The organism is Microbacterium sp. K41, assembly GCF_004794395.1.
In the GTDB taxonomy this organism is placed as follows: domain Bacteria; phylum Actinomycetota; class Actinomycetes; order Actinomycetales; family Microbacteriaceae; genus Microbacterium; species Microbacterium sufflavum.
Genome location: NZ_SSDO01000197.1, coordinates 1 through 11631 on the forward strand (window position 1 = coordinate 1; position 11631 = coordinate 11631).

Annotated in this window: 6 protein-coding genes; all 6 read right to left on the reverse strand. The window is 71.3% G+C overall.

Translation table 11 applies throughout. The features are described 5' to 3' along the window. Window positions 1-51 precede the first annotated feature (51 nt). A complete protein-coding gene (locus DW309_RS05170; RefSeq protein ID WP_136030098.1) occupies window positions 52-1023 on the reverse strand; it encodes an AAA family ATPase in 972 nt (323 codons plus the stop codon). A 37-nt stretch (window positions 1024-1060) separates the two neighbouring features. Then, window positions 1061-7111 (reverse strand): Ig-like domain-containing protein, encoded by a 6051-nt coding sequence (locus tag DW309_RS05175; protein ID WP_240753127.1) that lies wholly within the window; start codon window positions 7109-7111, stop codon window positions 1061-1063. Between the two features lie 145 nt (window positions 7112-7256). Further along, the gene (locus DW309_RS05180; protein WP_136030094.1) at window positions 7257-7826 is read right to left on the reverse strand and encodes a DNA-3-methyladenine glycosylase I; all 570 of its coding nucleotides are present in this window, start codon (window positions 7824-7826) and stop codon (window positions 7257-7259) included. Window positions 7827-7956: 130 nt separating this feature from the next. Then, window positions 7957-9003: an NAD(P)-dependent alcohol dehydrogenase gene (locus DW309_RS05185; RefSeq protein WP_136044761.1), complete on the reverse strand. Its 1047-nt coding sequence runs from the start codon at window positions 9001-9003 to the stop codon at window positions 7957-7959. 135 nt (window positions 9004-9138) lie between these two features. Then, complete coding sequence (locus DW309_RS05190) at window positions 9139-11205, reverse strand: acyl-CoA dehydrogenase family protein (RefSeq protein ID WP_136044762.1); 2067 nt, start codon at window positions 11203-11205, stop codon at window positions 9139-9141. 137 nt (window positions 11206-11342) lie between these two features. Then, on the reverse strand, window positions 11343-11631 hold a 289-nt coding region (locus tag DW309_RS05195; RefSeq protein ID WP_205812632.1), incomplete at its 5' end, for an HRDC domain-containing protein.

The following is an 11631-nucleotide window of genomic DNA, read 5'->3' on the forward strand; positions in this document are numbered from 1 at the left end:
CGGCGTCGCGGTCGGTCGGCGCGGGCGGCGCCTGCAGAGCCTCCGCCGTCATCAGGCCGCCGCTCGGGCCTGGGGGGCTGCGACGCCGTCGAGCACGCGGGCGATCACGGTGTCGCTGCTGGTGCCGGCGAACTCGGCCTCGGCGTCGAGCAGCAGACGGTGCTGCCACACGGGGCGGGCGAGCGCCTTGATGTCGTCGGGCAGCACGTAGTGCCGGCCCTGCGCCGCCGCCCACACCTTGGCGATGCGGACCATGGCGATCGCACCGCGCACCGAGACGCCGAGCCGGATCGCGCCGTCGGCACGGGTGGCCTCGGCGAGCTCGGCCACGTAGCGCAGCACCGCGGGCTCGACGTGCACGGTCGCGGCCAGGTCGGCCATGTCGGCCACGGCGCTCGTGGTGATGATGGCCGACAGCCCGGCCGACGGGTTGCGGTCCGACGCCCCGGCGAGGATGCTCTCGGTCACCGCGAGGTCGGGGTATCCGATCGAGGTCTTGATCAGGAAGCGGTCGAGCTGCGCCTCCGGCAGCTTGTACGTTCCCGCCTGCTCGACCGGGTTCTGCGTGGCGATCACGAGGAACGGGCGGCCCGTCTCGTGCGTCACGCCGTCGACCGTCACCCGCGACTCCTCCATGACCTCCAGCAGCGCGGACTGCGTCTTCGGCGAGGCGCGGTTGATCTCGTCGGCGAGCACGATCGACGCGAAGATCGGGCCCTTGTGGAACTCGAAGCGGTGCGACTGCTGGTCGTAGATCGTCACACCGGTCACGTCGGAGGGCAGCAGGTCGGGCGTGAACTGGATGCGCGCACTGGTGCCCTGCACGGTCGCGGCGAGCGCCTTCGCGAGGCTCGTCTTGCCGGTGCCGGGGGCATCCTCCAGCAGCACGTGGCCCTCGGCCAGCATCGAGGCGAGCACGAGCCCGACGATCTCGCGCTTGCCCTGCACCGCCTTGTCGACGTTCTCCACCAGGCGCGTGAAGGTGCCGTGGAACCAGGCGGCCTGCTCGGGGGTCATTGTCATGGGTTGTCCTGTGCTCTCTCGGGGGAAGGGGTGCCCGCTACCAGGGGCGTCGTTCGTAGTCGGTGCCGCCGATCGTGACCCACACCTCGTAGCCGCGGCCGCCCGCACCGTGGAAGCAGCCGAGCTCGACCGCGCCGTTGGCGGGGATGTACCAGCTGCTGCCGCCCGCGAACCGCGGTCCCGCGGTGGGCGCGGTGCTGTTGCACCACACCTGGTAGGTGCCGGCGGGGAAGTTCTGGGTGTTGACGACGAACTTGGCGCACGTGCCGTCGGTGCACTGCCCCGGCCAGTAGCCGGCGGTGCCTCGGCTGACCCAGGCGCGCGGCGCGGGCGGCGGGCCGGAGCTCGCCGATGCCGAGTTCTCGGGCGTCCACTGCCCCGCGGCGTCCTGCGCACGCACGCGGATGCTGTGGCCCTGGTTGTAGCCGTTGCCGACCGTGCGCGAACCGGAGATGCCGACGTTCTCCCAGCCGCCGCCGTCGATGCTGATCTGCACGACCTTGATGTCGCGGCCGTTCGGGGAGCCGCTGGCGTTCCACCGCAGCTCCACCTGGGTCGCGCCACCGATGGCGTCCACGGCGGGTTGGCGCGGTGCACCGTACGGGTTCCCTGTCGCGGAGTTCGACACGGCCCCGGCGTACGTGACGCCGTCGACGGTCGCGACCGCCCGCACCTCGATGCGGTAGTTCTGGCCGTTCGTGAGACCGCCGATGCGGGTGCCGGAGAGGGTGTTCCAGTTGCCGCCGTTGAGCCGGTACTGGTACGTGACCTCGCTCTCCTTGGCGCCGTTGCGCGAGCCCTGGCGGTAGGAGATGTCGAGCGCCCTGTCGAGCTCGGCCGTGACCGTCAGGCTGGTCGGCGCTCCGGGCGCGATCACACCGCGGCGCGGGGCCGACGGCGCACTCCACTCGCCCCAGCCGGCCTTGTTGTAGGCGCGGATGCGGTACGTGTACGCGGACTCCGACGTCGGCACGGTCACGGCCTGGCTGTTCGCCTGCGCGCCCGGCGTGAGGGTGCGGACCGTCTGGCCGCCGGAGATCACCTGGAGCTCGTACCCGCGGATCGCGTCGCCGTTCTTGTCCGGCGGGTTCCAGCTCACGAGCATCTGCGCCTGGCCCGACACCGGCTCGAGCTCCTTCGTGGAGGGAGCGCCGGCCGCGAGCGGGGGTCCCGCGGGGATCTCGGAGGCCGACCAGCCGCTCCAGCTCGACGGGTCGGGGGCGCGGTTGTGCGCCTGCACGCGCACCTGGTAGTTCGAGCCGTTCTCCAGCCCCTCCCACGTAAGCGAGTTGCCCGTGGCCTCCTTCTGCGTGATGCCGGAGGGCGGCGCGGGGGAGATCTCGAGCGTGTACCGCTCGACGGGAGAGCCGGGGGTCGTCGGCGTCGTCCACGCGACCTTGAGCGACTTGTCGCCGAAGTCGAGGGTCGGCGGGTTCGGGGTGTCCGGCCGGGCGTCGGGACGCGCGACCTCGGAGACGCCCGACGGCTCGGACTCGCCGACGCGGTTCGTCGCGGTCACCTGGAACGTGTACTCGACGTTGTTGGTCAGGCCGTCCAGCGTGCAGGTGGTGGAGGCGCACTCCTTCGAGTACGCGCCGCCGCCGACCGACTTCACGGTGTACTTCGTGATCTCGGCGCCGTTGTTCGACGGGGCCGAGTACGACACCACCACGGTGCGGTCCTGCACGCTCGTCACGACCGGGGTGCCCGGGGCCGCCGGCACGTCCTGCACCGTGACCACGATCTGTCCGTTCACCTCGCGGTCCACGTCTTCCGTCGCGTCCTGCACGCGGTAGCGCACCACCAGCGTGCCGACGAAGCCCTCGGCCGGGGTCACGCGCACCTCGTCCTCGGTGAACGAGGCCTCACCGCGACCCGACTCGGTCACCGCGCCGACGATCTTCAGCGGGGTCTCCGGGAACGGGTTGAAGTCGTTCGCGAGTGCCGGCACCGTGATGGTCTTCCCGGCGTCGGCCTCGGAGATCGTGTCGGTGTTGGCGGCGGGCATCGCCCGTGTGGAGGCCGTGACGGTCGCGGTCACGGTGCCCTCGATCGGCTCGGTCTCGCCGTCGGACACGCGGATCGTGAGCGAGGCGCTGGTGCCCTTCTTGGCGTTCGACGACGCCTCGACCAGCAGCCGGTCGCCGTCGATGCGCGCCGAGATGCCCTTGCCGTCTCCGCCGACGAGGGAGTACTCGTGCTTGCCCTCGTCCTCCGGGTCGGGGTCGTCGGTGAGGGCGGCGAGGTCGAGCGGGGTCGCGTCCTCACCCGGGGCGACGTTGACCTGACCGCCGATGAACGTGGGCTGCTGGTTCTCCGGCGGCAGCACGTTGATCGGGATGCTCAGCGTGGCCTTGCGCCCCTCGGGGTCGTCCGGTCCGTCGCCGTCGGTCACCTCGAACGTGAGCGCGTCGGGGCCGAAGTAGCCGGGCGCCGAGGTGTAGACCAGGGTGCTCGCGTCCTTGAGCAGGTCCGAGCCGTCCGCGTTGTTGGCGCTGATCTTCGCCTTCTCGGTGATGCGCACGTCACCGCCGCCCGCAACCGTGACGTACTCCGACAGGGGCAGGTCCTTGGTCTCGCCGCTGACGACCTCGACCGGCTTGGTGGAGGTGAGGGTCGGGCGCAGGCCGTCGCGCGACGGCACGAAGATGAACGCGGACGCCTGGAGGCCGTCCGGGTCGGTGAGGGTGTAGCGGATCAGCTGCAGCTCGTCGGTGACGGTGACGCGCACCTTGCCGTTCTCCAGCAGCGTGCCGCCCGCGTCCACCTCCACGTCGAGCCGGTCCTTGGTGCCGTCCGGGTCCTCGTCGTTCTTGAGGATCTCGAGGTCGGCCGAGAGCCCGCCGTCCTTCAGGTCGGACGGCTGGAGCCGGTCGTCGCGGGCGACGGGCGCCTGCAGCGGCACGTCCTCGTCGACCGTGATCTGCAGGGTCGCGGTCGCCGTGGCACCCCGGGCGTCGCTCACCGTGTACTGCAGCGACGTCTCCATCTCGCGGTCGGGCACCTTCACGATCACGCGGTCGCCCGAGACGCGGCCCTCCAGGCCCTCCGGCACCTCGAGCCCGTCCTTCACGAGCGAGACCTTGTCGCCCTCGGGGTCGGAGTCGTTGGCCAGCACCGGGACGGCGATCTCGCGGCCGGGCCGCACGACCACGGCGTCCTTCACGGCGTACGGTGGCTGGTTGATCTGCTCGGCCGGAGCGACGCCCACGCGGATCGTCGCGACGCCCTCCTTGCCCAGGCGGTCGCGCACCCGGTAGGTGAACGTGTCCACCCCCGACGACTCGGAGCCGGCCTCGTAGGTGAAGTAGTTGGGTCCGACGGTCGTGATGCGGCCCTTGCGCGGGCTCGAATCGATGCCCAGCAGCTCGACCGAGTCGCCGTCGGCGTCGATGCCGTCGAGCGGCACCGCGATGTTCACCTCGCTGCCGGCGAGCGCACGGGCCGTGAGGTCCTGCGGACGCGGGGCGGCGTTCTTCTCCACGTCCACCGGGAGGATCTGGATCGTGACGTAGCCGGCGGCCTTCTGCTGACGCGAGTCGGCCACCTCGTACGTGAGGTAGACGGTCTTCGGCTCGGTGCCCGCCTTGAAGCGCACCTCGTCCTGCGACACGAAGGCCTCGCCGTCCTCCGGGTCGACCGTCTCGACCAGCTCCGGCTCGACGTGCATCACGTCGTCGCTCGGGTGGGAGTCGTTGTCGAGCACGGGGATCGTCACGACGTCGCCCGCGCGCACGGTCGCCGTGTCGGGGTTGGCGATCGGGGGCAGGATCTCGTCGGGTGCGGGGATCGGGATGACCACGACCTCGCCGTCGGCCGACTTCGAGCCGTTCGAGATGCGGTAGCCGATGCGCACCGGCTCGTCGAGCGCGCCCTGGTCGGTGATGCGCAGGGTCTCGTGGTTCAGCACCGACACCGAGATGCCCGTGCTGGGGTCCATCGACACGGACTGCACCACGAGGATGCCGCCGGCGGGGTCGGTGTCGTTGTTGAGCACGCCCAGCAGCACGTCGCCGCCGGTGGGCAGCAGTGCCACGTCGCGCACGGCGACCGGCGGCAGGTCGGTCTCGGACTCGGGCATCACGTCGACGCGCACGAGCCCCTCGCCGTTCTTCGGCCCCGTCGTCACCTGGTACTGCACGTAGTAGACGCCCGGGTTCTGGGCCAGGAACGTGAAGGTCTTGTTGGGGAAGTCGGGCTGGATCGTGGCACCCGCGGTGTCGAGCACGCGGCTCAGGCGCAGCTGCTCCCGGCTCGTGCTGGTGTCGTTCGTGAGCGGGGCGACCGTGATCTGCTCCCCCGCGCGGGTCACCACGTGGTCGGCGTTGGTCTTCGGGTTGGTCGAGCCCTGCGGGCGCACGTCGAGCGCGATCGTGGCGGACGTGGACTCGCCGGTCGCATCGGCGACCGTCACCATCACGTCCTTGCGGCCCTGCAGGCTCGCGGTCGCCTTGTACGTCATCTGCCCGTCGCGGCTGAAGTCGACCTCGTCGCCCGGCGCGGGGATGACCTCCTTGAGGTAGATGTCGTCGCCGTCGGGGTCGATCCAGTCGGGGAGGATGTTGTACGAGATCGTGCCGCCGGTCTCCACCGCCAGCGAGGTCTTCCGCTTGGGCTCCGGCGCGGCGTTCTCGCTCCAGTCGCGCACGGTCAGGGTGACGACCGCGGTGTCCTTGCCCTTGCGGCCGTCGTCGACCTCGTACGTGAAGCTGGCCGTGCCCGACGCCTTCTCGTCGACCGCGATCTGCAGCGCCCCGCCGTTGTTGATGGGCTGCACCGTGCCGATGCCCGGCTGCGCCTCGGCCAGCGCGGCGACCAGCACGTCGCCGTCGGGGTCGTTGTCGTTGTCGAGCACCGGCAGCAGCGTGGTCGCGCCGGGTCGCACGCCGTAGGAGTCGTCTTCCGCGATGGGCGGGGTGTTCTCCTCGCTGCGCTCGGGCAGCGTGGTCTCGACCGTCTCCTCCGTGGAGTCGTCCTGGTTCTCGGTCTCGCCCTCGGGCGGGGTCAGGTCGTTCCAGTTGTCGACGCGCTGCAGGCTCTCGTTCGCGAGCCAGGCGGCGCCGCCGACCGCGTCGTTGAGGATGATCACGTCGCGGTTGACGCGGAACGTGAGGCTCGACGAGTCCTCCGCGCCGTCGATGGGGGCGTTGACGTCGTTGCCATCGCCCGGGCACTCGCGGATGAACGTGGCCGAGCCCGCCCACGCGCCATACGTGCAGCCGCGGAGCCACACGGGGGCCGCGGCCGTGCCGTCGGCTCCCGCCGAGGTCTCCTCGGGCTCTCCGCCGTCGAACGGCACGCGCACCAGCGCGGAGGGCGTGGCGAGGGCGACCGCGTCGGTCTCGGCGGAGGCGTGCTGCAGCACGGCGTCGGCGGCGCCCGGAACCTCGGTGCGGAAGCCGCCCGGGCTCGTCACGACGCCGGCGGCCGCATCGAGCACGACCGGCGTGCGGCCGACCGCGGTGATCGACGGACGCTCGGACAGGTCGAGCTCGCCCACCGACGCGGCGGACGGGTCGAGCGGCGCGCCCTCGGGGTCGACCGGGACCGTGACGACCTCGCCGCGCTCGCCCGACAGCCCGAACACGGTGCCGTCCTGGGCGACCGTCACGTCGGAGTCGTCGCCGAGCTCGACCACGGGCTCCGCGGCCTCGATCTCGAACGCGTTGATGCCCCGGACCGGCACGACCCACAGGTCGCCCGAGTCCTGGTCGAGGATCGCCGCGGTGTTCGCGCCGAGCGCGACCTTCGCGGTGGAGGGGATGAGCGCGGAGTCGCCGAGAGAGACGCGCGCCGGGTCGACCGCGGTCACGGTGGACGCGCTCTCGTCGACGACCAGCACGTTCGCGGCGTCCTGCAGGATGTCGTAGTCCTCGCTGGTGGTGCGCAGCCCGCCGTCGAGGATCGTGGACTCGTGGTTGAAGTGCCCGACGAGCAGGCTCGAGGTCTTGGTGATCCAGACGCCGCCGTCGTTCAGGTCGACCTTGGTGGTGGGGAAGCCCTCATACGTGAAGGCCATCGTGGTGAGGGCGATCACACCCACCGTGACCCCGGCGGCGGACGCCAGCGTCTTGGGTCGCGCGCGCATCCACGACAACGCCTTCATACCCGGTTCCCCCCCAGGGTCGTCTCACACTGACTCCACCGCGGCACGACGGCCCACGGAACACTGCTACATCCTAACCACGTCGCAGAATATCGCTCGATGGGGAGATCTCCCCACTCGGCCGGAGCTACGCCCGCCAGCACCCCGCGATGTGGTCGTCGACCATCCCGGCGGACTGCATCAGGGCGTACATCGTGGTCGGTCCGACGAACCGGAAGCCCCGGCGCCGCAGCTCCTTGCTCAGCGCGGTCGACTCCGGCGTCACCGCCGGGACCTCGGCGAACGAGCTCGGCCGGGCGCCGGTCGCCGGCGGGGCGAACGACCACATGAGCGCATCGAGCTCCCCCTCCGCCATCGCACGGACGAGGCGCGCATTGCCGATCGTGGCCTCGATCTTGGCGCGGTTGCGGATGATGCCGGCGTCGCCCATCAGCCGCTCGACATCGGACTCGTCGAACGCGGCGACCGCCTCCGGCTCGAACCCCGCGAACACCTCGCGGAACCGCGGACGCTTGCGCAGGATCGTGATCCAGGACAGTCCGGCCTGGAACCCCTCCAGCGCCATCTTCTCGAACAGCGCCCGGTCGCCGTGCAGCGCGGTGCCCCACTCCTCGTCGTGGTAGCGGCGGTACTCGGGGTCGTCGCCCACCCACGCGCAGCGCGCGCGGAGGTCGGGGCCGATCAGGAGGGAGGTCATGACTCGACGCTACCGGCGACCGCCGACACGCACGCACGCCGGATGCGGGATCGGAAGGCGGGCCTCCCCGACCCCTCCGCGGCGCGGTTCCCGATCCCGCACGGAGCTGTCGCGCGGGATCGGAAGGCGGTCAGGCGGCGAAGGTGGCGGCGTCGATCACGAAGCGGTAGCGGACGTCGGAGGCGAGCACGCGCTCGTACGCCTCGTTGATCGCCGACGCGGGGATGACCTCGATCTGCGCGGTGATGCCGTGCTCGGCGCAGAAGTCGAGCATCTCCTGCGTCTCCCTGATGCCGCCGATGTTCGACCCGGCGATCGAGCGACGCCCCGCGATGAGCGAGCCCGCGTTCACCGACAGGGCCTCCGGCGGCGCACCCACGCACACCAGCGTGCCGTCCACGTCGAGCAGCCCCAGGTAGGAGCGCAGGTCGATCGCGGCGCTCACGGTGTTGAGGATCACGTCGAACGACCCGCGCAGCTCGCGGAACGTCTCGCGGTCGCTCGTGGCGAAGTAGCGGTCGGCGCCGAGCCGCAGGCCGTCGTCCTTCTTCGACAGGGTCTGCGACAGCACGGTCACCTCGGCACCCAGCGCGTGCGCGATCTGCACCCCCATGTGCCCGAGTCCGCCCATGCCCACCACTGCCACGCGCGTGCCGGGGCCGACCTTCCAGTGCCGCAGCGGCGAATAGGTGGTGATGCCCGCGCACAGCAGCGGCGCTGCGGCGTCGAGCGGCAGCGCGTCGGGGATGCGCAGCACGAATCCCTCGGTCACCACGACCTGCTGCGCGTAGCCGCCCTGGGTGATCGTGCCGTCGCGGTCCACCGCGCCGTAGGTGCCGATGGCGCCGTTCTCGCAGTACTGCTCCTCGCCGCGGCGGCACTGCCGGCACTCGCCGCAGGAGTTCACCAGGCACCCCACGCCCACGCGGTCGCCCACGGCGTGACGCGTGACCTCGGAGCCCACCGCCGCGACCGTGCCGGTGATCTCGTGCCCGGGCGCGAGCGGGTACTGCTGCGGGCCCCAGTCGCCGCGCACGGTGTGGATGTCGGAGTGGCAGATGCCCGCGAACGCGATGTCGATGAGGATGTCGTGCGGCCCCAGCTCCCGCCGCTCGATCACGGTCTTCTCGAGCGGGGCGGCCTCGGCGGGGGCGGCGTAGGCGATGACGGACGACATGGTGCTCCTCTGGTCGGTACCTGCCGAGACTACGCCCGTTCCCACCTCCTCAGAACACGGCGCCGGACGCGACGATCCCGCCCGGATCGCGGCGGATCCGGGCGGGATCGAGGGGTGGGTGAACGGCGAGCCGCGTCAGCGCTTCTGCTTCTTCAGCGCCTTCTCCTGGATCGGCGCCCGACCAGACGCCGCGAGATCGGCGTAGTAGGCGCGGGCCTCGTCCTGACGCTGCTTCTCGGCCCCGCTCGCGATCGGCGCGCGCACGTGCTCGGGCTCGTACCCGAACGCGTCGACGAGGTCGAGCGCGTGCGGACGCAGCCGGGCGCACAGCCGGTCGATGTAGCTGGACACGGCGGCGGCGCGCTGCGTCGACAGGCGTCCGTGGATGAGGTGCCACGCCAGGTGCTTCTCGATCAGCTGCAGACCGAAGAGGTCGCGCAGCCACGTGAGCACCTTCCGCGTCTCCGGGTCGTCGATCGCGTGGACAGCGTCGGTGAACGCCTCCCACTGCAGCAGCTCGCCGTGCGCCCTGGCGGCCTCGATCAGCTCGGTCTGGTTCTGGTTGAACAGCTCGGCGCCGAGCGTCTTGTCCTTCCCGGCGGCGCGCAGCCGCCCGGCGATGTCCGCGACCATCTGCTGCACGCGACCGGCGAGCAGGTCGTGCTGCTGCTCTTCGCGCAGTCCCCGCTCCACCGAACGGGCGACCTGTCCGAAGTCGCTCACGGCCTGGCCGAGCTGGCGCAGGCCCGCACCGTGGAACACCTTCCCCGCGGTCATGCCCACGGCGTACCGGGCGAGGTACGCCGCGTCCTTGCCCTGGAACTGCTTGGCGTAGTCGGTCAGCAGCCGCTTGCCGACGAGCTGCAGGAGCACGTTGTTGTCGCCCTCGAAGGTGACGTAGATGTCGAGGTCCTGCCGCAGGCCGACGAGCCGGTTCTCGAACATGAAGCCCGCCCCGCCGCACGCCTCGCGCGCCTCCTGGAGCGTGTCGAGCGCGTGCCAGGTCGACAGCGGCTTGAGGGCCGCGGCGAGCGTCTCCAGGTCTTCCCGGTCGCCCGGGGTGTCGGTGCGCCCGGAGAACACGCCGTCGAACTTCTGCAGGAACTCGTCGTGCGCGAAGATCTGCGCATACGTGGTCGCGAGCCGCGGGAGCAGGCGGCGCTGGTGCTTGCCGTAGTCGAGCAGCACGACCTCCTGGCCGTCCGCCCCGTCGAACTGGCGGCGCTGGGTGGCGTAGGTGACCGCGATGTACAGGCCGAGCGCCGACGCCCAGGACGCGGCGCCGTCGAGCGACACGCGCCCCTGCACCAGGGTGCCGAGCATCGTGAAGAAGCGGCGGCCGGGGCTGTCGATGGCGCTGGTGTACGTGCCGTCCGCGGCCACGTCGCCGTACCGGTTCAGCAGGTTCGTGCGCGGGATGCGCACCCGGTCGAACGAGAGCCGTCCGTTGTCGATGCCGTTCAGCCCGCCCTTGAGACCGTCGTCCTCGCGGCCGATGCCCGGCAGGTCTTTTCCGTCGTCCCCGCGCAGCGGCACGTAGAAGCAGTGCACGCCGTGGTTCACGCCGTTCGTGATGAGCTGCGCGAACACGGTCGCCGCGATGCCGTGCAGGGCCGCGTTGCCGAGGTACTCCTTGGTCGCGCCGCGGAACGGCGTGTGGATGACGAACTCCTCCGTCTCCGGGTCGTAGGTCGCGGTGGTGCCGACCGCCGCGACGTCGGAGCCGTGGCCGATCTCGGTCATCGCGAACGCGCCGGGGATCGACAGATCCATCACGCCGGGCAGCCACTTCTCGTGGTGCTCCGCCGTGCCGAGCTGCAGGATGGCCGAGCCGAACAGACCCCATTGCACGCCCGACTTGATCTGCAGGCTGGGGTCGGCGGCGACGAGCTCCTCGAACCCGGCGATGTTGCCGCCGTTGTTCTCCTCGCCGCCGAAGCGCTTCGGGAACGCGCGGTGCACGGCCTTGTTCTCCACCAGCAGGTGCAGCTGGCTGAGCACGCGCTCGCGGTGCTCGTCCTTGCCCAGCTCGTCCTGACGCCAGAACGCCGGGTCCTTGATCATCTCGCGGGCCTCACGGCGCACGTCGGCCCAGGTGCCCATCAGGGCGTCGGTGACGGCGGCGACATCGATGCGCGGAGCTTCCGTCTCGCGACGGGGCTCGTCGGGGGCGGTGGAAGGACGGACGGCAGCGTCGACCATGGGGGTTCCTCCTCGGAGAAGTGACGGTGCCTCCATGGTAGGTGTGCCACAAACCGGGGAGAACTCCGCTGTCTCCTTCCTCCAAGAGCCTCGGGGGTCGCGCCCCGTCCGGCTTGTCGGCTCGCGACAGCCGGGCCTCAATTCGCGGCGATGACCGCGAGCACCCCGTCGCCGTAGGCCTCGCGCTTCTTCGCGCCGATGCCGGTGATGCCCTCCAGGTCAGCGGCGGACGCCGGGCGGTGCTCGGCCAGGGCGCGCAGCGTGGCGTCGCCGAACACGATGTACGCCGGCACCCCCTGCTCGCGTGCGGTCTCGGCCCGCCACGCCCGCAGCGCCTCGAACAGCTCCCGGTCGCCCGCATCGAGCGCGTCCGCGGCGCTGGCCTTGCGGGCACGCGGGGTCGAGGTCGCGCGGCCGATCGTGTCC